Consider the following 20060-nt stretch of genomic DNA (forward strand, 5'->3'; position numbering starts at 1 on the left):
AATTAACCCGTTGCACACTTGAACAAAGCAGTAAAAAAAGGTATAAAAATAATTCTGAAAATACTTGCAGGTATTATTGTACTTGTCATTCTGCTTATCCTGTCGCTGAACCTTCCATTTGTACAAAATCTCATTAAGAACAAGGTTGTGCAATACCTGAAAAAGAAGACCGATACCGAGATCAGCCTGGAACGCATCCGTATCGGTTTTCCGAAAGACTTGGAGCTGAACAAACTTTATGTTGCTGATAAAAAAAAGGACACCCTGCTTTATACCGAAAAACTGGGAGTAGACCTGGACATGCTGGCCCTGCTCTCGAACCGGGTGGAAATAAACAGTATCGAACTGGATAAAGTGCGGGCGAATGTGTACCGACTCCATCCGGATACGGTATTTAATTACCAGTTCCTGGTAGACTCGCTTATATCCAACGAAGAGAAGACACCGGAGGATGAAAAAAAAGACACCACCTCCACCCTTCGCTTCCGCCTGGACAAGATCACTTTTAACGATATCCGGATCCGGTTCCGGGATGATGTGTCTGGCAATGATGCAGGCGTTTTTCTGGGCAACCTGGATGCCCGGGTAAAAACATTCGACCTGGATAAGATGCATTATGCCTTGCGTTCACTCGCAGTTAAAAATACCCGGCTGCATTATTTTCAGAACAAACCGCTCACCGTGCTGCAGCAAAAAGCAGATTCCAGTATCGATAAAACCGCCACAGAAAAGGGAGGTCGCCTGCCATTGATCGAATTCGCAAAACTTGCGCTGGACAATGTATCGCTTCAATACGACGACCGGCTCTCAGACACCAGGGCTCTTGCGGAGCTGAATGCATTTCACCTGGATGACCTCGCACTCGATCTTACCAATGGCAGCTACCGCTCTTCAGAGGTCCTGTTGCAGAACTCTCTGATCGATTTTGCCTACCGTCCTACACCGACCAACGAAAAAGCGGTGGAAACCGCTGCAGACAGTGCAGCGGCATCTTCTTTCGGTCTGCTGCTGGGAAAAGTGATCTTTGCCAATAACCGGTTGCGATACGATAACCTGGCAGCTGCCCGTACGCCGGGACACCTGGATTTTAATCACCTCAACATAAAAGAACTGGGACTTACCGGAAACAATATTTCCATTGACAGCACCGGTATAAAAGCCGCCGTACTCGGCGGGAAATTAAAAGACACCAGTGGCTTTGTACTGAATGACCTCAAAGGCGACATCGTGTATGATGACCGGCAATTGAAGGTGGACGGGTTTATTTTAAAAACCCCTTATACCCGGATCGACAACAACAGCCTGCTCAGCTACACCTCGCAGGAGGACCTGAGCAAACATCCGGAAAAAGTAAAGATGGACGTTCAGTTCCGGGATACCCGGATCGGGATGCAGGACCTGTATTACCTCCTGCCGTCGGTACCGGCCAGTTACCGCAGCCGGCAGATCAATCTGGCAGCAGCGTTTACGGGCTATCTGAATGACCTCGATATTGATAAGTTGCAGATCCATGGCCTGAACAGCACCAATATCGACATTGCCGGCGGCATCAAAGGATTGCCGGATCTTGAAAAGACCGTGTTCAATTTAAACCTCCGGAAACTGCAGACTTCCAAAAGCGATCTCCTTTCGCTGGTACCGGCAACAACGATGCCTCAAAGCATTGAATTGCCCGGTTATCTTTCGGCAAACGGAAAATTTAACGGCAGTCTTACCAATTTCACCACCGGATTACAATTAAAAACAGATATGGGCGGTGCCACGCTGCAGGCCGCCATGGGCGGACCAAAGAACAGGGAGATCTACCGTGCCAAGGTGCAGCTGAATAACTTTAACCTGGGGCGGCTGCTGAAACAACAGGATCAGCTGGGCACCATTTCGCTGCTGGCCAATATAAGCGGCCAGAGCCTGGACCCCAAAAAAATGCGTGCAAAGTTGAACGGGACCATTTATCATGCCCGTTATAACAGGTACGATTATAAAAACATTAAACTGGAAGGCTCTTACGCCGGCAATATAGCCACCCTTAACGCCATCAGCAACGACAGCAACGCGCATTTCACCTTAGACACAAAGGTCGATCTTAATAAAGCTACCCCGGCAATAAAAGGAACAGCCGACCTGAAAAACATCGATCTCCAAAAACTGAACTTTTATACAGATCCGTTGAAACTGGCGGGGCTGGTTGATATGGATTTCAGTTCCGTGGACCCGGACTACCTCAACGGATCAGCCACCCTGAAAAGTGTTCAGATCGGCTTCAACGAATCCATCTATAATATTGATACCTTAACGCTCAATGCCGTATCGACCAGGGAACACAACGAATTGACACTATCTTCAGACTTCATGACAGCCCGGTTCAGCGGGAAATACCAGCTGACCCAGACCGGACAGGCCTTTATCAACCAGATCAACAAATACTATGCATTTGCTCCCACAAAGAAAATAGCGCCCCAGCAGCTGCAATTCAATATTGTCATTACCGATCCGGGGCTGATCCAGAAATTTGTTCCCGCGCTCACCACGCTGGCACCCGCCACCATCGACGGAAATATTAATACCCTGAACGACAGTCTTCGTCTGAATGCCGCTTTCCCTCATGTGGTCTACGACAGCTTTGATATAAAAGATATTCAATTAAAGGCGGGCAATACGGATTCAACAAAACTTGACTATGCATTGAACATAAAGGCCATCCAAAGTCCTTCTGTAAATCTTTACAATGCGGAAGTAAGCGGGGCTGCTGCAAATAATTTGCTGGATGTAAATCTCTTTTTAAGAGACCGTGCCAACAAGGATAAATACCAGGTAGGCGGCCAGTTCAAATCGATCAATGAAACCTATCAGTTTATGCTGGATCCGCAAAAGCTGCTCCTGAACTATGACCCCTGGAAGGTAGCCGCCGATAATATGATCCAGTATGGTAAGGCAGGGGTGTATGTACGCAATTTTGAGATCAGCAACAACGGGCAGTCGCTGGCCATCAACAGCCGGTCTGCCGAGCCCAATGCCCCTGTCAATGTTAAATTCACCAATTTCATGCTGGAGACCCTGACCAGGTACGCTGACCAGGATACGGCAATGGTAGGCGGAAAACTCAACGGCGTCGTGGATGTTACCGATATAGCCACCAGCCCGAAGTTTGAAGCAGATCTTACCATCAACCAGCTCCGGTACCAGAAAGATGCCCTAGGTGATGCAACCATAAAAGTAAACAACAACACCGCCAATGCCTACCAGGCGGATGTCCGCCTGACCGGTCTGCACGATCTTGCTGTAACGGGATTCTATTATACCGGGGAAACCGGTTCACTGGACCTGGATATCACCGTCAATAAGATCGACCTGAAACACATTGAAAGCGTTACGGGCGGTCAGATAAGGAACGGCAAAGGCATCCTTACCGGAAACCTCACGGCCAAAGGCCCGGTAAGTAAACCCGTCATCCTGGGCGCCCTCACTTTTAAAGATGCGGGACTGAACATTGCACAGCTGAACGGCTACTACCAGCTCAGGAATGAGACCGTACGCTTTGTGGAGTCCGGTATATCCTTTAATAAATTCACCATACGGGATTCCGCCAATCAGCCGCTGACGCTGGACGGGATGATCACTACACGTGACTTTTCCAATCCGGGTTTCAACCTGACCCTGCGCGCCAATAATTTCAGGGTCATGAATTCCACGATTGCAGATAACGAATTATTTTATGGTACTGTGCTGGTCACCCTCAATGCCCGGATCAACGGCGACCTGAACAAGCCCAAGGTTGATATGCAGGTACGGATCAACAAAGGCACCAAATTCAATTTTGTGATCCCCGATGATGACCCGCTGGTGGCAAGCCAGGAGGGCATTGTAGAGTTTATTGATAAAGATGCGCCCCCGTTCAATGGCCGGCAGCCGTTGAATGTGGACAGTCTTACCCGTTCGCCCATTACCGGCGTTGATATTTCGGGTGATATAACGATCGATAAGGAAGCGGAGATCACCATCGTGGTAGATCCGCAGAACGGGGATGCACTGCGTGTAAAAGGGGAAGCCGATCTCAGTCTGCAGATGGATCCCAGTGGCCGCATTACTTTAACCGGCAGGTACGAAATTACGGAAGGTGGTTATAACCTTACCATCGGCGGGCTGGCGAAACGCGAGTTCAAGATCCAGCAGGGAAGCTCGATCCAGTGGACAGGGGCTCCTACAGAAGCTAATGCTGATATCACTGCTATCTATGAGATCAATACCTCCCCGATCGACCTGGTATCAGGGCAGATCGATCCCGCCGATAATATCACCCGCACCAAATCGCGGCAAAAACTGCCATTTTATGTGTACCTGAAAATGAACGGGGAATTATTAAAACCCACCCTTAGCTTCCAGATCGATATGAGGGAGAGCGACCGCAATGCCCTTGATGGCATCGTTTATACCCGGTTGCAACAGGTCAATGCCAATGAAAGTGAACTCAACAAACAGGTCTTTGCCCTGCTGGCTCTTAACCGTTTTATTTCCGATAATCCGTTTGAAAGTCTTGCCGGCGGTACTTCAGCAGGGGCACTGGCCCGGCAGAGTGTAAGCAAACTGCTTACTGAACAGCTGAACAACCTCGCCTCCGACCTGATCAAGGGAGTGGACATCAATTTCGACCTCACGTCGCAGGAGGATTATTCCACCGGGCAGGAAAAAACAAAGACCGACCTGAATGTAGCCTTTACCAAACGGCTTCTGAACGACCGTCTCAGCGTAACAGTGGGAAATAATTTTGCGCTTGAAGGCGCCAATGCCAATCAGAACGCAGCCCAGCTGGCCAGTAATGTAAACATAGAATACATGCTTTCCAGGGACGGGCGTTACCGTCTGCGCGCTTACCGGCGCAATCAAACAGAAGGCATCATTGAAGGACAGATCATCGAAACCGGTGTAGGTTTTATCATAGTGGTAGATTATAACAGGTTCAGAGAAGTGTTCCGCAGTTTCAGAAAGCGGGATCAGCGCCGTGGCTCCGGCAGTATCAATGGCAGTAACCGAGAAAACAAGGGAGATGAGTAAACGGAATTTTTCATATTTGTTTTTTACCCGCAGGGATCGTCAGTTATCAGCTGCCAGGGCGCAGGTGGCGGCCTTCAGCCCGGATGCAATTTCCGGCACTCAAATCCCGGCGCTGAAACCTGAAATCTCAAATCCTAAATCCCGAATCTCAGCGCTTAAATCCCGGATCCCGAATCTCAATACGCAATACCCGATCATCAAATCCCGTCCTTTCGTTTATTTTGTAAGCGTTCTGCTCTTTATGGTATTCTTCACCTCCTGCAGCTCTACAAAAAAATTAAAACCCGGTGAAGTGCTTTATACCGGCGCCACTATAAACCTGAACCCCGATACGCCTGCTGTTAAAAGTCAGAAAGATTTCAAAAGCCAGCTGGAAGAAAAAGTACGACCCGGGCCCAACAAAAAGCTGCTCGGCTGGCGTTATAAATTATTTTTCTATAACCTTGTCAGCGAACCCAAAAAACAGAAAGGATTTAAGTACTGGGTAAAGTATAAACTGGGAGAGCCGCCCGTTTTAATGAGCCAGGTCAAATTGCAGAACAATGTAAATATAATGACCAGTTACCTTGCCAGCAAAGGCTTTTTACAGGCCTCCGGCTCGGGAGACACCCTTATAGAAGGCAAAATGGGCAAGGCCTTTTACCAGGTCTATTCCGGTCCGCGCTACACATTGAATACCATCAGTTTCCCACGCGACAGCAATGCAGAGATCGCCGGGCTCATCCGCAATGTGCAGAACAAGACCTTATTAAAAGAAGGCAATTATTACGATCTGGATGTCTTTAAAGCCGAACGGGAACGCATCGATGTACAGCTCAAAGAAAACGGGTATTTCTATTTTAATCCCGATTACCTGCTGATACAGGCAGACAGTACGATCGGTGATCAGAAAGTTGATATCAATCTGAAAATAAAGGACAATGCACCACGCGCGGCATTGCAGCCTTATTTCATCCGCAATATAAACATTTACCCGGACTACAGCCTGCGGCGGGATTCGGTCACCAGGTCCTCCGAACCGGTGCAGTTCAAAGACTTTACGATCTACGATCCCAATCATAAATACAAACCCCGATTATTCGAACATCTGATCTTTTTCCAGAAAGGTGACCGCTATAACCGGACCGACCATTCCTTAAGCCTGAACCGGCTGGTGAACATCGGGACCTTCCGTTTTGTAAAGGCAGAATTCAACCCCATGGACACCGCTACCAGCAACAATATGGATGTGGATTTCCTCCTTACCTCTTCCAAAAAGAATGCGATGTCCCTTTCGGTAACAGGCACCAGCAAATCCAATAATTTCATCGGATCGGAGATCAAGGTCACGCATACCAATAAAAATACATTCCGCGGGGCGGAACAATTCAACCTCAGTCTCTCAGGGGGATTTGAAAAACAGTTCAGCGGACAGCAGAAAAACCTTACCTCTTATTCGCTGGGTGCGGAAGCAAAATTATTATTCCCGCGTATCATACTTCCCATATTCAATTTTAAAACGCATAATGCCTATGTGCCCAAAACCCACATCACCATTGGATCCCAGTTGTTAAACCGGGCCAATTATTATACCCTTCTTTCCGGCAAGGGGGAATTTGGTTATTTATGGAAGGGCAACGAATTCAACGAACACCAGCTAAACCCGATTTCGATAAGTTATATCCGTACCGCAAATACCACCGACAGTTTTAACCGGATGCTGGAAAAAGTACCGACATTAAAGAACAACTTCGAGAACCAGTTTATCATCGGTACCAATTATACCTATACCTACAGCAACCAGATGAAGACCGAGGCCCGAAACAATTTCCTGTTCATGGGAGCTGTGGAATCCGCAGGCAATCTGGTGAATGCTTTTATCCCAAAAGATGAAGATGGGAAAAAACGGCTCTTCCAGACGATCACCAACCAGTTCGTGCGGCTGGAGGCCGACTTCAGGGATTATTATAAAATAAAACCCGGTCTTATCTGGGCCAACCGGTTTAACGTCGGCTATGGCATTCCATATGGCAACAGTTCCGTATTGCCCTATATACGCCAGTTCTTTGCAGGAGGGAGTAATGATATCCGGGCATTCCGGTCCCGGTCCCTGGGGCCTGGCAGTTTTTACTTCAATACAGACAGCCTGGATTTCTTTGCTGATCAGGGGGGAGATGTCAAAGTCATGCTCAATACCGAACTGCGGGCAAAACTGTTCAGTATTATCCAGGGGGCAGTATTCATAGATGCCGGTAATATCTGGCTGGCAAAAAACGATACCAGCCGTCCCGGGGGGCAATTCCGGCTCGGGGGTGTTTTAAGCGAAACCGCTGTTGGCGGTGGTGTTGGTCTGAGAGTGGACGCTTCGATCTTCGTGGTGCGCTTCGACCTGGCCATGCCATTCCGCAAACCCTGGTTACCCCCCGGACAACGATGGGTATTTGACCAGATCCGGTTCAGTGATCCCGAATGGCGCAAAAAAAATCTTATATTTAATATCGGTATCGGGTATCCCTTCTAGCAGCCACGGCCGGTCAGGTTTCAACACCGGCACCGGCTAGTCCGTTGTCGGGTCAGCCCGCAGCATACCGGTCCCGAGAGCCGCCATCACCTGTTTTATTGCCAGCAAACAACAGCATATGAAAAAGAAGATTTCCATAATCATAAAAGCCGGGCTCCTGGCTGGAACCCTGGATATCCTTTCCGCCTTTCTGCATTATTATGTTGCAACTGGCAAGGATCCGTTATTTATCCTTAAATATATCACCAGTGCGGTACTGGGGCCGGAGGCGTTTTCGGGAGGCACTGAAATGTACGCGGCCGGGTTGCTGCTCCATTATTTCGTAGCATTCAGCTTTACTGTATTTTTCTTCTGGCTGTACCCGCAGTTGAAAATACTGCAGCGCAACTGCCTTGCCACTGCTGTTTTTTATGGGCTGTTTATCTGGATCATCATGAATCTTATCGTAGTACCCTTGTCGCGGATCGGGAAGTTCCCGGCCAATGTTTCGGGGATGCTCATTAACGCAGCAATACTGATCATTGCCATCGGCATCCCCCTTTCTTTTATCGTCAGCCGTTATTACCGGAAGAACGATCCTGCCGCTATTTCACGGGAAAGAAACAGTCAATAAAAAAAATGAAACGGAGCGAATACTGCACGGCACAATACGGCTGGATAAAAAATTCCCGGGAGGTATTACTGACCTACCTGGAAGCCCTGAAACCCGGTGAACTGGAACGCGAATTCCCTTCTTTCAGCAATGGAGGCAGCATCCGTAATTTGCTGGTGCATATTGCCAATGTATACCAGCATTGGGTGGGTATCATTGCACTGCATAAAGAAATATCTTATGCCGCATACGGGGATTTTAAAAGTATTGATGCGATCCGCTCCCTTTATTACTCCATCGACGAACTGATCACCGAACTTTTAAAGAAGGAAACGCTGACGGCACATAACATTCCTTTTTCATTAAATAACGTACAGCGCACTACCTCCTTTTTCCAGATCTTCAGCCATGCAACCACGCATGAATTCCATCACAAGGGGCAGGTCCTTACCATCAGCCGGCTGATGGGATACACTCCTGCAGATACCGACATCATTCATTAACAGGAATTGAACATTTTGCAGGGTTGCAAGGGGCATTATTGCTCCGGTCTGTTCTTTGGTAATGATACCCGGAAAGTATATTATTCCACCGGGGTTATTTTATAGGCACAGCGCCGGGCACCCTTTAAAATATGATCCACACGTTCCACTTCAGCCGTTTTGCCCAATACCGCTTTAAACGTTTTGAGCTCCGCCGCACAGAATCCCTGGCAGCTGGCTGCCGCAGCACAGATCGGGCAATGATTCTCCACCAGCAGGTAACCCTCTCCCTCCTTTTTAAAATCGGCCATATATCCTTCCCGGGTCCTGATGGCGGCCAGTCCTTTCAACCGTTCTTTCAAACCGGCCTGTCCCTCCAGTTCTTTCATATATCGCTCCAGTCCGGTCTTTCCGTTGGCCGCAATGATCTTATCCAGTGCCTGTTGCCCGAGCGTGCTGCGGATCGTTTCGATCAGTTTCACAGTTAATTCTGCATGCATATCCGGAAAACGCGCATGCCCCAGATCTGTCAGTGCCCATATCTGTTGCGGACGGCCCCGTCCTTTTGATTCTGTGGTGGCGGTCACCAGTCCTTCTTTTGCCAGCTTCAGCAAATGAAACCGGGCGCCTTCTACAGTGATCTCCATTGCAGCGGCTAGGTCCAGCAGGGTCTGTGGCCCTTTGGTCTTTATGATGCCCAGTGCTTTCTCATTTTCAGGGAGATTATTATGCATAATAAACAAAGTAATTATTTATTTTAAATACAAATTTAGTATTTTTGCCGGACTTGAGATTAAAATGATACCTATGCAGGACCGGGGCGGCATACAAAATAAAGTGGTACAGTCCGGTATCGCAGGACTTACCCTGACGGATTATGCACCGGGCGACCGGTTTGCGGATTTTGATATCACACCGTATCTCTTCCACGGGCTGGTGTTAAAGGAAAAGGAATTCAGGGCGGCAATGGAATCGATCGACTGGACACAATATGCGGAAAGCTGTGTATCTGTTTATTGTTCGTCTGATGCCATACTGCCGCAGTGGGCATTCATGCTGCTGTCTGTAAAGCTCCGGCCATTCGCAAAAAGCATTATATTTGGCAGCACAGAGATCCATAGAAAAAAATGCTGGGTCGAAAATATTGATGCTGCGGATTTCAGTCACCTGGAAGGGAAAAAAGTAACCCTCCGCGCTGACATAAAAGTTCCGGAGGAGGTGTACATGAAAGCTACAGAGAAATTAATGCCATTGGTGGCCACCCTTATGTATGGCGAACCGGGGCTGCCAAAAGTTATTTATAAGTCGTACAAACCAACAACAGGAACCATATCATGAATATATTAGTACTAAACGGATCATTGGATCAGCGCGAAGGATCAACACCGGCAAAACTTGCTGCCTATCTCAAACAACACCTGGAAGCACAGGAAGCCCAGGTTACTGTATTCAATCTGGTGGAATCGGGTATTCCGCTGTTTGACTATACATTACAGAAAGTGCCCAACGGCGTTCAGGTAATGCTCAATCTCTTCAGAAATGCTGATGCCCATATCTGGCTGACCCCACTATACCACGGCAGTATGACGGGTGTGATGAAAAATTGCCTCGACTGGCTGGAGCTCAGTTCTAAAGAAGAGCGTCCCTATCTGATCGATAAACTCATCGGACTGATTTGCTGGGCGGACGGAGGACAGGCTGTGCAGGGCATCAATGCGATGGACGCCGTGGCCAAATCGCTGCGTGCCTGGCCCGTACCTTTTAGCGTTCCGATCGTCCGTAATGCGTTATTTACTGCTCCGGACTATCAGGAGATCACCCAGGAATATAAAAACAAGATCAACCTGCTTACCAATATCATTACTTCCAAACGCGTGGTGACCATTTAGCTGTCTGCCTTCAGCAGTGCGCCCTCAGCTTGCAGTCCATTACCGGGAGTTGTTTGCCGGGCACATTGCTATTTATCCTGAAAGCCGATCGCTCAGGGCTGATTGCTGCCAGCTTCCGGCTGCTTCTTTCTTCCCGCAGACAGATAATGATGCCACAGGATCATGGTAGCAACAGTGCGGTGCGGCGCCCATTTTTCCGCGACGGCGATCAGTTCTTCTTTTGATGTATCCTTAGGCAATGTCTTTAGCCGCTTCAGTGCATTTACTGCAGCAAGATCACCGGCCGGGAATATATCGGCACGCTGCAATACAAACATGAGGTATACATCAACCGTCCAGTTGCCGATCCCTTTTAAAGTTGTCAGCTTTTCCCGGATCACCACATCGGGCAACCGGTGCATTCCGTCAAGATCAATTTTTCCGCTGATGATCGCTTCGGCCAGTCCGCGGATGTATACTGCTTTTTGCCGGCTTACATAACAGGCCCGCAGCTCTGCATCGGTCAGTTTTAAAACCGCTTCCGGTATCAATTGTCCCGTATGTGCCTGTAATTTTTTCAACGCCGCCAGGGCAGAGGCCAGCGACACCTGTTGCTCCAGGATGATATGCACCAGGGATTCAAAACTATTTGTCCGCGTCCACATCGGCGGGTGCCCGTATGTTTTCAATACCTCTGCCAGGTGTACATCTTTTTTTGCAAGCTGATTGCAGATGCGTTTGAATGTTTTTTCAGAAAAGGAATGGATCATAGAACCGGGTCATGTCCACAGATCAAGCTGTGGTTTTGGGTTTTCAAGATTCAGTAAATACGTTTTTCGCTGCACGCCGCCGCCAAAGCCGATCATCTTTCCGTCGGCGCCAATCACCCGGTGACAGGGAATAATGATCGGCACGGGATTTTTATTCAGTGCGCCGCCCACAGCACGAACGGTTTTTATATCACCTATCCTCCGGGCCATTTCACCATAGCTGATCGTTTTTCCAAAGGGGATATCCGCCAGCAGCTCCCATACTTTTTTCTGAAAATCACTACCGGTAAGCATTACCGGCAACTCAAACAGTTTTCGTTTTCCTGAAAAATAATCATCCAGTTGACGCTCTGTTTCCAATAACAACGGGTGCAGTTCTTCCTTAACAAACTGCTCCCCACTCACATATTTTTCACCGGTACGCCACTGTACCCCTACCAGGTGTGCTGCTGTTGCGATCAGGCGTAACGGCCCCGTGGGCGATGCTACTTCTTTATAAAAATATTGTTCCATGCAATTGTGATCATCGGTTCATCCGTCTAAAATACATCATTCCCTGTTATATTTTCTTATAGCATACCCAACTTGTTTCAGTAATTATTCTTCCGCCCGTTCAAGCAGGTATTATTTGTGTTCACACAGTAGCGCGAACCGGTGTGTTTCAGTAGATATCTTTTATACAGATCATAAATTTTTACCGCTTCCGGTTCGTTTTCGCCGGATTGCGTTAATTTGCTGCCTGCTAAAATTCCCTAACAGGAATGCAAAATATTCAATTCATAAAACTCCGGCCGACCGATGCGCTCCCGTTCCGTTTACTATTACTGGCGGATGAAACCATCGAAGCCATTGAAAAATATATCTATGAGGCGGAAGTTTATATACTGGCAGATCAGCAGCAGACCATTGGTGTAGCAGCCTTATACCGGCACTCAGCGGATGAAATGGAAATAAAAAATATCGCTATAGCTTCCCCGTATCAGAAAAAAGGCATTGGATCATTTTTTATTACACAGATCATTCGTCTTGCAAAAGAGCTGGGATACAAGACCCTTATAGTTGGAACAGCAGCTACCGGACACCAGCAGCTCCGTTTTTATGAGCGTAACGGATTCCGGAAATACGCGCGGCGAAAGAACTTTTTTATCAACAACTATCCGCAACCGATTTATGAGAACGGCATCCGCTTAAAGGATATGATACTCCTGAAACAAGAACTATGACCCTGCAACAGCGGTCATTATAAATACACAAAAATGGAAACGATCCTTATCAGAAACTACCAACCGCAGGACCTGGAAGCGATTACAGAACTCACCAGCCAGCTGGGCTATCCCACCACAACAGATGAAATGAAAAGCCGGATGGAACATATTTCCGGGCGCGATGACTGCCGCACCCTGGTAGCCGTTAAAGCCCACAGTGTGGTGGGCTATGCCGGCATGGTAAAGGGTTTCTATTGGGAAAAGAACGGCTCCTTTTTAAGGATACAGGCCCTGGTAGTACATCATCATCACCGGAAAGCCGGCATCGGGCGGAAGTTGATTGAGGCCGCAATACTTCATGCAACAACAATTAAAGCTGGTGCCGTATTATTAAATTCCGGCAACCGGCCGGAACGGAAAGAAGCCCATCAGTTCTATCCGAAACTGGGATTTGAAGCAACATCAACCGGCTATGTAAAAAAAATAAACACATAAGGCAAAACCAATATAAAATTCTCCGCAGGCCACTCTTACAAAATTCACGGGATTTCTTGTATCATTTACTGAAATGATAAGTAAATGGGCCTCAATTGTTATTGATCTGTTAGAATATCAATTCCGCCTCATTTTTTTTGTTCAGAAAACAATAAGGTTTAATTTTGTGCTATGTTGCAAACGCGTTTCATAGTAATGGTCTTGTTTCTGGTTGCCTCATTTATGGCGCCGGCATCAAGATCCAGTGCCTGTGAAATGAATAAAAAAACAGAGCAGCCTGCTTCATCAGCAGGCAATTCGCATCTTAAAAAAAACAATACCCATCACAAGTCCGCCTGTTGCGATCACGCTTCCGCTGCACACCAGCAAAAGGGGCACTGTACACACGACAATTGTACCGATAACAGCTGTCACCCTGTTTCCATATACAGCCTGCACACCGTAAATCAACTGGAGATCACTTCTCTTCCGGCCGTTGCAGCCGATCACCGTATCGGGCGTAATAAAACACAGCTCCCTTCTTACGCGTATTCGATCTGGCAACCTCCCCGAGCTGGTTAATCAGTTTCTTCAGGGCCGTTTTATGCCCTTTTGGAGGCGTGTTGTACGCACTCCTGTTCTGTATGCTGTCGCAGCATACCATCTATTCACTGATTAACAATACAATCATGCAATTATTAAAAAACATGTCCCTGGCCCTGCTGATGGGTCTTGCGGCCACATTCTCCTACGCGCACGGACAAATAAAGCATTCAAAAACAACAACGGTATCCATCCAGGGCAGTACGGAATCCTGCAAAGCGATGATCGAAAAAGCGGGAACACAGAAAAAGCTGTCCCGCTTAACATGGGATGCCGCTACGCAAAAAGCGGCATTGGTCTATAACAGTCATGCCACGTCAAAAGACGCTGTCCTAAAACGGGTAGCACTTGCAGGGTTTGACAATGAGGGTTACAATGCACCGGAGGAAACCTATCGCACACTACCCGCAACCTGCTGGTACAAGGGTGCACCGGAAGCCATGCAACCACATGCGGCCCATTCGGAAACACAGCAGAACGATCCTTCCGCAAGATCCGCTGAAGCAACCGCTGCATCTGCATTAGAACCTTTGTACAAAGCCTATTTCAGCATTAATAGTGCCCTGGTACAATCAGATAGCAAAACGGTTGCTCAAAAAGCCGGTGAGCTGAACGGGCTGGTAAAAGCCGTAAAGATGGGTGCGTTGAACAATGATGAACACGAGGTATGGATGAGCGTTATGAACGACCTGCAGAAACAGGCAGCAGCGCTTCAATCTGCCGGCAGCATTGAAAAACAGCGTGCCGCCTTTGCCCCGCTTTCCGGGACGGTCTATAAACTGATAAAGGCCTCCAAACTGCCTTATAAAGTTTACTACAATCATTGCCCGATGTACAAAGGTGGTGCCAACTGGCTCAGTAATGAGCAGGGGATCAAAAATCCTTACTATGGCTCAAAGATGATGACCTGCGGCTCCACCAGGGAAACGCTTCAGTAACAATCTTTCCTCATTCCAAAACAGCACTCATGAAACAGTTATTTCTATGGGGATGGATCGTTATAGCCCTTGCGGCCTGCAATGCCCCCGGCAGCACGAACAGCGGAACAGCGGCTGACTCCGTCAATCAAAAGGCAGCAACAACCCCGCAGGACACCGCTGCAAAACAGGCTTTTTCCGCAGACGGGATCCTGAACGCCTATTTTGCACTGGGAACAGCCCTCTTTGAGGAGCAGCCGGCCGGCATTACCGATGCCGCGACAATGCTCGGGGAAAAGTTAAAGGTCCGGCATACAAGCGCACTTCCGGCGGCGCAGCAAAAGGAAATACAGGAGATCATTGAAGCCTCGGTGGAAAATGCGGAACACATTGCCGCAAGCAGGGACAAACCCGGTCACCAGCGGGAGCACTTTCAATTATTAAGCGATGACCTGTACGACCTGGTCAAAACAGCCGGTACTGGAAAGGTCATTTACAAATTCGTATGTCCGGCATCAAAAGACAAAAAAGAAACATCCTGGCTCAGCGATCAGCAACTGGTAAAAAATCCTTACACAGGAGCAGCCCACACTGATTGCGGCAACATCACAGAAACAATAAAATAATGAAACCGTTCCGTATCGTGGTCGGCATCGTATTGCTGCTGGTGATTGGAGCGCAATTTGTTCCGCGGGCACCGGAGAACAGGGCAGCGGCAACAGCAGGCAGCTTTGCGGAACGCTTCCATCCTCCGGCAGCAGTACTGCAGGTATTAACAGCCGCCTGCTTCGATTGCCACAGCAACAACACCCGCTATCCCTGGTATGCCAGGCTTCAGCCGGTAAACGCGTTTTTGGCCCGGCACATCAAAAAGGGAAAGAAAAAGCTGAACTTTGATGAAGTGGCACAGTATGGCCTCCGAAAGCAACGCACGCAATTCAACGGCATCATAAATGCACTAAGCGATGGAACAATGCCGCTGCCTTCCTACAGAATGATACACGGTACGCTCAATGCCGGGGAAAAACAGGTGCTGATCCGCTATTTTACCGACCTCAAAGACCGTATCGGGAAAAAGACAGGCATCAGCCAACCCGCCGGATAATACTACAGACCACCAGGTTGAATTAACCTGATAAAGCAGACAGAAAATGAAACAACAACTAAAAATAGCAGGGTTCTTCTTACTCCTTACAATGGCGGTGTTGCACACAGCAGCGCAGCGCGTAAAGCGGTATGATCTCTATGTGACGGATACCATGGTAAATTATTCCGGTAAGCATAAAATGGCCATTGCCGTCAACGGGCAGATCCCCATGCCGACCCTGGAATTCACAGAAGGCGATACGGCGGAAATAATAGTGCACAACCGGCTTAAAGAGCCTACGGCGCTGCACTGGCACGGGGTGTTCCTTCCCAACAAAGAGGATGGTGTCCCCTATCTTACCCAGATGCCGATTGACCCGGGTGCTACCTATACCTACCGGTTCCCGATCATTCAAAACGGTACCCACTGGTATCACAGCCATTATGGCTTCCAGGAGCAGATCGGCATGTATGGCTCGATGATCTTTCATAAAAAAACCGGAGACAGCACTTTCAGAAAAGGCATCGACAATCTTCCTTCTGTTCCGGTGATCCTGAGTGAATGGACCGACATTATGCCACACAACATTCACCGGATGCTGCGCAATGCCAATGACTGGTCGGCCATAAAAAAGAACGCGGTACAAAGCTATGCCGAGGCAATAAAGGCCGGCCATTTCAAAACCAAGCTGGTGAATGAATGGAAACGTATGCTGGCTATGGATGTCAGTGATGTGTATTACGATAAGATGCTGATCAACGGGAAGAATGAAAGCCAGCTCTCTCAATTTAAAGCAGGTGATAAAGTACGGCTGCAGCTTTCCAATGGCGGCGCATCCACTTATTTCTGGGTGCACTATGCCGGAGGAAAAATTACCATCGTGGCCAATGACGGCAATGATGTGGAGCCTGTTGATGTGGACCGCTTTATTCTGCCGCCTTCAGAAACCATCGATATTGTGGTCACCATCCCGCAACAGGGCACTTCCTACGAACTGCTGGCCACATCGGAAGACCGCACTAATGCAACTTCCCTCTTCATCGGTGAAGGCAAAAAACAGCTGGCCCAACCGCTCGGCCGGCTTAAGTATTTTGAAGGTATGAAGATGATGAACGGCATGATGCGGATGAACGGGAGCATGAATGACATGGGCATGGACATGAGTCTGCAGCAGATGGATATGAATACGGTGATGTATCCCGAAATAAGCGGACCGGCCCTTTCGCCGAAAGAAAAAAGGAAGCAGCGGCAACATAAAGAGCAGGAGCAACCAGATGGAAGCGCAACGGAGCACGCGGCACATCCGGCCAGCCATGAGGCCATGCAGGATCATGCAGCCAGGGAGCGGAAAGACAGTACGGCGGACCATGCGCAACATTCCATGCAGTCCGCTCCGGCAATGCCCCCGGCCATCGTTACACTCAACTACAACATGCTGAAAGCCCCGCGTAAAACGGTATTACCAGAAAACGCGCCGGTTAAGGAGCTGACGTTTACACTTACGGGGAATATGAACCGTTATGTGTGGAGCCTCGACAATAAAGTCGTTTCTGAGACAGATAAAATTCTGATCAAAAAAGGCGAGATCGTCCGTATTAAATTATACAACGCTTCCATGATGCGCCACCCGATGCATTTGCACGGACACGATTTCCGGGTGCTGAATGATAAAGGGGAATATGCCCCGCTGAAGAACGTGATCGACATCATGCCCATGGAAACCGATGTGATCGAGTTTGAGGCCAATGTGGAAGGCGACTGGTTTTTCCACTGTCATATCCTCTATCATATGATGGCGGGGATGGGACGTATCTTTACCTACCAGGGGCAGGCCGCCAATCCCTACATTCCCAATCCGCAGAAAACCATCAAAAAGCTCTACCATGACGACCGGATGTTTTTCCTGATGGCAGAAAATGAATTTGCATCCAATGGCAATTTCGGGTCGGCCCTGTACCACAATACCCGCTGGGCGCTAAATGCCGAATGGCGGCTCGGATATACCGGAAGCAGGGGCCACGAGATAGAAGCCAACTTCGGCCGCTTCCTGGGGCAGATGCAGTGGTTCCGTCCTTTTGTCGGTATCGAATGGCGCTACAAGAAGGACAGCCATGAGGAACGGAATATGTTCGGACAGTCATTTAGCCACGACGGTAAAATGAGATACACGGTCGGCTTCGCCTATACCCTGCCCTGGCTGGTGGTGGTGCAAAGTCAGGTAGATAACCGGGGGATCGTACGCGTTGAATTAAGCAGGGAAGACATTCCGCTTACCCGGCGACTGAGGGGTTCCTTCTCTTTTGATACACAACGGGAGTACATGGGTGGCCTCCGGTATATCATTAACCGGAACCTCAGCGTATCCGCCAATTATAATACCGAATACGGATTGGGTGGCGGACTGGTATTAACGTATTAATGGATCGTATTACATTCACGATAAAATAAATAAATATGAATACATTCAAACAATGGGGCATCTGCGCTCTCCTGCTTGTAATGGCGGCCTGCGGCAATCAGGCTGAAGAACAGAAAACCCTTCCTGCAGCCACCACAGCAGCGCCTGCGGTTTCGCCCGCGGCAACAACTGCCGCTTACAAAAAAGGGGACCCGGTTCCTTCTAACCTGGTATGTATGGTAAACAACGCCTTTATGGGCAAACAACAGATCGCGGTGCCACTGGAAGGCAGGACCTATTATGGCTGCTGCGAAATGTGCAGGGACCGTATCCCAAAGGACGCTGCGGTTCGGAAAGCAGTTGATCCGGCCACGGGAAAGACAGTGGACAAGGCTACAGCCTACATCGTGATCACCGGCGACAACGGGGAGGTCTCCTATTTTGAAAATGAAAATTCCTATAAAAAAACTGCTCCAAATCAATAAAAGCAACCGGCTGTTACTTAAAACTTTTCCGCGCGGATCCGAATGGTTATGAAATTGTCATATTTGTTGTACACCAATATTTTTTATCAATTATCCTATTATTTTTGTGGGCAATATTAAAAAATAAGCGTATTTATGAAGCAAACAATTTCAATCCTCAGCCTCACATTATTGTTGGCTGCCTGTGGCGATGCATCGAGTGACCAGGCAAAAACCGAAGAGAAAAAGGAAGCAGCAGCGGCTACCGGAAGTTCTTATGTTATCGATACTGTTGCCACTACTGTTGACTGGAAAGCTACCCACAAAGGAGGCCTCGCTCCCCGTTTTGGGATTATCAGTGTAAACGATGGCTCCCTCTCTGTAGAGAACGGCGCCGTTACAGGTGGTAACTTCACCGTAAATGTAGCCGGCTTAAAAGTAGACTCGGCATCTGTAACAGAGCCCGACAAAAAACCTGCAGACCTGGAAGCGCATCTGAAAAGTCCTGACTTTTTTGATGTAGCCAAATATCCGCAGGCCAAATTTGTGATCACCAAAGTGGCGCCTTACGACAGCACACAACAAAAAAGCCTGCTGCCCGGAGCTACCAACCTGATCAGCGGGAACCTTACTTTAAAAGACAGCACCCTGAATGTTACCTTCCCCGCACAGGTGACCATTACAGACAATGAAGTTGTTGCCCGCGCTAAATTCACGATCGACCGTACTGCATGGGGCATTCACTACAAAACAGAAGGCAGTCCTGAGAACTGGGTGATCAGTAAAGATGTGGAAGTAGGTTTCAACCTGAAAGCAGCAAAGAAGTAAACGTGAACTCAGCGATGAATAGAAAACAGTAAAAACCAACAGGGGCACCACTGTCAGGAACTTCCTTAAACAGGAATATTGACCTTTTGCTCCTTCTTTCACTATTCATTACACAATATCAGCAAAGAGGCTGTCTTGAAACAAGGCAGCCTCTTTCCATTCCGGTGGTCGGATCAGAGATCATTCCAATCAGGGGCGCCGTCGCTTCAAAACCCGCTCTGCCGCCTCCGAAGCCACGATCAGTCCGCCCACCATCATGATGATATCTTTTACCACCAGTCTGCCTGCGCCGGATAAAAAAGGGAATCCCGCATGCGGTGTTGGTGCATCACCACCCAGCGCCGGCACATAGGCTTCCGGCGTCGTTACCAGGAAGGTCAAAGTAACAAGCGCCATACCAACGGTCAGCAGTCCTCCCGCAACGCCGGTACGGGGAAACCAGATACCGGCCAGGGTCAGACATCCGATCAGGATAATGAAAGCTCCGAGCCCGTAAGAAAAAACATAGGTTCCGTTCTCGCGGTGCCACTGGATATTCCTGTTTACCACCTGCCCTTCCGGATTTTTGTACGCTTTGTATGCAGGTGGTGGGTTTTTGTAAAAGAACTGGAACAATGGGCTGTTGGCCACAAAGGGCACGATACCATCCGCCTCATACTGGAACGCCTTTAGTCCGCCGATCCAGGCCATCACTATAAAAACAGCGATGCGCATCAGGTTCACAAAACCGGAACGGCCCTGCACTAAAAAGGAAAGAAGTCGGTTCATATTGCTGCGTTTAAAGGCTCCAAAAATAAACCGTCCTTACCACCGGGAACATGGA

19 protein-coding genes are annotated in these 20060 nt (G+C 48.5%); 15 read left to right on the forward strand and 4 right to left on the reverse strand.

All coding sequences use genetic code 11. From position 1 onward, the window contains the following. Nucleotides 1-18 precede the first annotated feature (18 nt). From K7B07_RS01380 to K7B07_RS01395, 4 genes are all read left to right on the forward strand, one after another. Nucleotides 19-5049, forward strand: coding sequence for a translocation/assembly module TamB domain-containing protein (locus K7B07_RS01380; RefSeq protein WP_223706773.1), 5031 nt, complete (start codon nucleotides 19-21; stop codon nucleotides 5047-5049). Further along, nucleotides 5042-7549: a translocation and assembly module lipoprotein TamL gene (gene tamL, locus K7B07_RS01385; protein WP_223706775.1), complete on the forward strand. Its 2508-nt coding sequence runs from the start codon at nucleotides 5042-5044 to the stop codon at nucleotides 7547-7549. The genes K7B07_RS01380 and tamL overlap by 8 nt, the downstream gene beginning before the upstream one ends. A gap of 118 nt (nucleotides 7550-7667) precedes the next feature. Further along, nucleotides 7668-8162 (forward strand): DUF1440 domain-containing protein, encoded by a 495-nt coding sequence (locus tag K7B07_RS01390; RefSeq protein ID WP_223706777.1) that lies wholly within the window; start codon nucleotides 7668-7670, stop codon nucleotides 8160-8162. A gap of 5 nt (nucleotides 8163-8167) precedes the next feature. Continuing rightward, nucleotides 8168-8644 (forward strand): DinB family protein, encoded by a 477-nt coding sequence (locus K7B07_RS01395; RefSeq protein WP_223706778.1) that lies wholly within the window; start codon nucleotides 8168-8170, stop codon nucleotides 8642-8644. 80 nt (nucleotides 8645-8724) lie between these two features. Here K7B07_RS01395 and K7B07_RS01400 read toward each other — a convergent pair whose 3' ends face one another. Continuing rightward, nucleotides 8725-9357, reverse strand: a complete 633-nt coding sequence (locus tag K7B07_RS01400) for a helix-turn-helix transcriptional regulator (RefSeq protein ID WP_223706779.1) — start codon at nucleotides 9355-9357, stop codon at nucleotides 8725-8727. A 73-nt stretch (nucleotides 9358-9430) separates the two neighbouring features. Between K7B07_RS01400 and K7B07_RS01405 the strand changes: the two genes are divergently transcribed. Together K7B07_RS01405 and K7B07_RS01410 are read left to right on the forward strand one after the other, a co-directional pair. Beyond that, nucleotides 9431-9961 (forward strand): DUF2480 family protein, encoded by a 531-nt coding sequence (locus K7B07_RS01405; RefSeq protein ID WP_223706780.1) that lies wholly within the window; start codon nucleotides 9431-9433, stop codon nucleotides 9959-9961. Further along, nucleotides 9958-10512, forward strand: a complete 555-nt coding sequence (locus tag K7B07_RS01410; protein ID WP_223706782.1) for an NADPH-dependent FMN reductase — start codon at nucleotides 9958-9960, stop codon at nucleotides 10510-10512. The genes K7B07_RS01405 and K7B07_RS01410 overlap by 4 nt, the downstream gene beginning before the upstream one ends. A 92-nt stretch (nucleotides 10513-10604) precedes the next feature. On the opposite strand, the gene K7B07_RS01415 is transcribed toward K7B07_RS01410, so the two are convergent. Then, nucleotides 10605-11261: a DNA-3-methyladenine glycosylase family protein gene (locus tag K7B07_RS01415; protein WP_223706784.1), complete on the reverse strand. Its 657-nt coding sequence runs from the start codon at nucleotides 11259-11261 to the stop codon at nucleotides 10605-10607. A 9-nt stretch (nucleotides 11262-11270) separates the two neighbouring features. Then, entirely contained in the window at nucleotides 11271-11774 is a 504-nt protein-coding gene (locus K7B07_RS01420) for a methylated-DNA--[protein]-cysteine S-methyltransferase (RefSeq protein ID WP_223706786.1), read from the reverse strand. Nucleotides 11775-12022: 248 nt separating this feature from the next. Between K7B07_RS01420 and K7B07_RS01425 the strand changes: the two genes are divergently transcribed. The 9 genes from K7B07_RS01425 to K7B07_RS01465 all read left to right on the forward strand — a co-directional run bounded on the left by K7B07_RS01425 (nucleotide 12023) and on the right by K7B07_RS01465 (nucleotide 19237). Further along, nucleotides 12023-12484: a GNAT family N-acetyltransferase gene (locus tag K7B07_RS01425; RefSeq protein WP_223706787.1), complete on the forward strand. Its 462-nt coding sequence runs from the start codon at nucleotides 12023-12025 to the stop codon at nucleotides 12482-12484. 33 nt (nucleotides 12485-12517) lie between these two features. Continuing rightward, entirely contained in the window at nucleotides 12518-12961 is a 444-nt protein-coding gene (locus K7B07_RS01430) for a GNAT family N-acetyltransferase (protein ID WP_223706789.1), read from the forward strand. Nucleotides 12962-13132: 171 nt separating this feature from the next. Continuing rightward, complete coding sequence (locus tag K7B07_RS01435; protein WP_223706791.1) at nucleotides 13133-13522, forward strand: hypothetical protein; 390 nt, start codon at nucleotides 13133-13135, stop codon at nucleotides 13520-13522. Between the two features lie 107 nt (nucleotides 13523-13629). Further along, on the forward strand, nucleotides 13630-14481 hold the full coding sequence (locus K7B07_RS01440) for a DUF3347 domain-containing protein (RefSeq protein WP_223706799.1): 852 nt from the start codon (nucleotides 13630-13632) through the stop codon (nucleotides 14479-14481). Nucleotides 14482-14510: 29 nt separating this feature from the next. Next, nucleotides 14511-15086: a DUF3347 domain-containing protein gene (locus K7B07_RS01445; protein WP_223706801.1), complete on the forward strand. Its 576-nt coding sequence runs from the start codon at nucleotides 14511-14513 to the stop codon at nucleotides 15084-15086. Then, nucleotides 15086-15565 carry a heme-binding domain-containing protein gene (locus K7B07_RS01450; protein ID WP_223706803.1) on the forward strand — a complete coding sequence of 160 codons (480 nt, stop codon included), beginning with the start codon at nucleotides 15086-15088 and terminating at the stop codon, nucleotides 15563-15565. Before K7B07_RS01445 ends, K7B07_RS01450 begins: the two co-directional genes overlap by 1 nt. A 46-nt stretch (nucleotides 15566-15611) precedes the next feature. After that, complete coding sequence (locus K7B07_RS01455) at nucleotides 15612-17966, forward strand: multicopper oxidase domain-containing protein (RefSeq protein WP_223706805.1); 2355 nt, start codon at nucleotides 15612-15614, stop codon at nucleotides 17964-17966. 35 nt (nucleotides 17967-18001) lie between these two features. Then, entirely contained in the window at nucleotides 18002-18430 is a 429-nt protein-coding gene (locus tag K7B07_RS01460) for a hypothetical protein (protein ID WP_223706806.1), read from the forward strand. Nucleotides 18431-18565: 135 nt separating this feature from the next. Continuing rightward, nucleotides 18566-19237 carry a YceI family protein gene (locus tag K7B07_RS01465; protein WP_223706808.1) on the forward strand — a complete coding sequence of 224 codons (672 nt, stop codon included), beginning with the start codon at nucleotides 18566-18568 and terminating at the stop codon, nucleotides 19235-19237. 189 nt (nucleotides 19238-19426) lie between these two features. On the opposite strand, the gene K7B07_RS01470 is transcribed toward K7B07_RS01465, so the two are convergent. Further along, on the reverse strand, nucleotides 19427-20005 hold the full coding sequence (locus tag K7B07_RS01470; RefSeq protein WP_223706810.1) for a DUF417 family protein: 579 nt from the start codon (nucleotides 20003-20005) through the stop codon (nucleotides 19427-19429). Between the last annotated feature and the right edge of the window lie 55 nt (nucleotides 20006-20060).

This window comes from Niabella beijingensis (assembly GCF_020034665.1).
Lineage (GTDB): Bacteria > Bacteroidota > Bacteroidia > Chitinophagales > Chitinophagaceae > Niabella > Niabella beijingensis.

Coding starts and splice junctions, on each gene's coding strand:
- tamL (WP_223706775.1), top strand. CDS start 5,042: ATGAGTAAACGGAATTTTTCATATTTGTTTTTTACCCGCAGGGATCGT.
- K7B07_RS01390 (WP_223706777.1), top strand. CDS start 7,668: ATGAAAAAGAAGATTTCCATAATCATAAAAGCCGGGCTCCTGGCTGGA.
- K7B07_RS01395 (WP_223706778.1), top strand. CDS start 8,168: ATGAAACGGAGCGAATACTGCACGGCACAATACGGCTGGATAAAAAAT.
- K7B07_RS01400 (WP_223706779.1), bottom strand. CDS start 9,357: ATGCATAATAATCTCCCTGAAAATGAGAAAGCACTGGGCATCATAAAG.
- K7B07_RS01405 (WP_223706780.1), top strand. CDS start 9,431: ATGCAGGACCGGGGCGGCATACAAAATAAAGTGGTACAGTCCGGTATC.
- K7B07_RS01410 (WP_223706782.1), top strand. CDS start 9,958: ATGAATATATTAGTACTAAACGGATCATTGGATCAGCGCGAAGGATCA.
- K7B07_RS01415 (WP_223706784.1), bottom strand. CDS start 11,261: ATGATCCATTCCTTTTCTGAAAAAACATTCAAACGCATCTGCAATCAG.
- K7B07_RS01420 (WP_223706786.1), bottom strand. CDS start 11,774: ATGGAACAATATTTTTATAAAGAAGTAGCATCGCCCACGGGGCCGTTA.
- K7B07_RS01425 (WP_223706787.1), top strand. CDS start 12,023: ATGCAAAATATTCAATTCATAAAACTCCGGCCGACCGATGCGCTCCCG.
- K7B07_RS01430 (WP_223706789.1), top strand. CDS start 12,518: ATGGAAACGATCCTTATCAGAAACTACCAACCGCAGGACCTGGAAGCG.
- K7B07_RS01435 (WP_223706791.1), top strand. CDS start 13,133: ATGTTGCAAACGCGTTTCATAGTAATGGTCTTGTTTCTGGTTGCCTCA.
- K7B07_RS01440 (WP_223706799.1), top strand. CDS start 13,630: ATGCAATTATTAAAAAACATGTCCCTGGCCCTGCTGATGGGTCTTGCG.
- K7B07_RS01445 (WP_223706801.1), top strand. CDS start 14,511: ATGAAACAGTTATTTCTATGGGGATGGATCGTTATAGCCCTTGCGGCC.
- K7B07_RS01450 (WP_223706803.1), top strand. CDS start 15,086: ATGAAACCGTTCCGTATCGTGGTCGGCATCGTATTGCTGCTGGTGATT.
- K7B07_RS01455 (WP_223706805.1), top strand. CDS start 15,612: ATGAAACAACAACTAAAAATAGCAGGGTTCTTCTTACTCCTTACAATG.
- K7B07_RS01460 (WP_223706806.1), top strand. CDS start 18,002: ATGAATACATTCAAACAATGGGGCATCTGCGCTCTCCTGCTTGTAATG.
- K7B07_RS01465 (WP_223706808.1), top strand. CDS start 18,566: ATGAAGCAAACAATTTCAATCCTCAGCCTCACATTATTGTTGGCTGCC.
- K7B07_RS01470 (WP_223706810.1), bottom strand. CDS start 20,005: ATGAACCGACTTCTTTCCTTTTTAGTGCAGGGCCGTTCCGGTTTTGTG.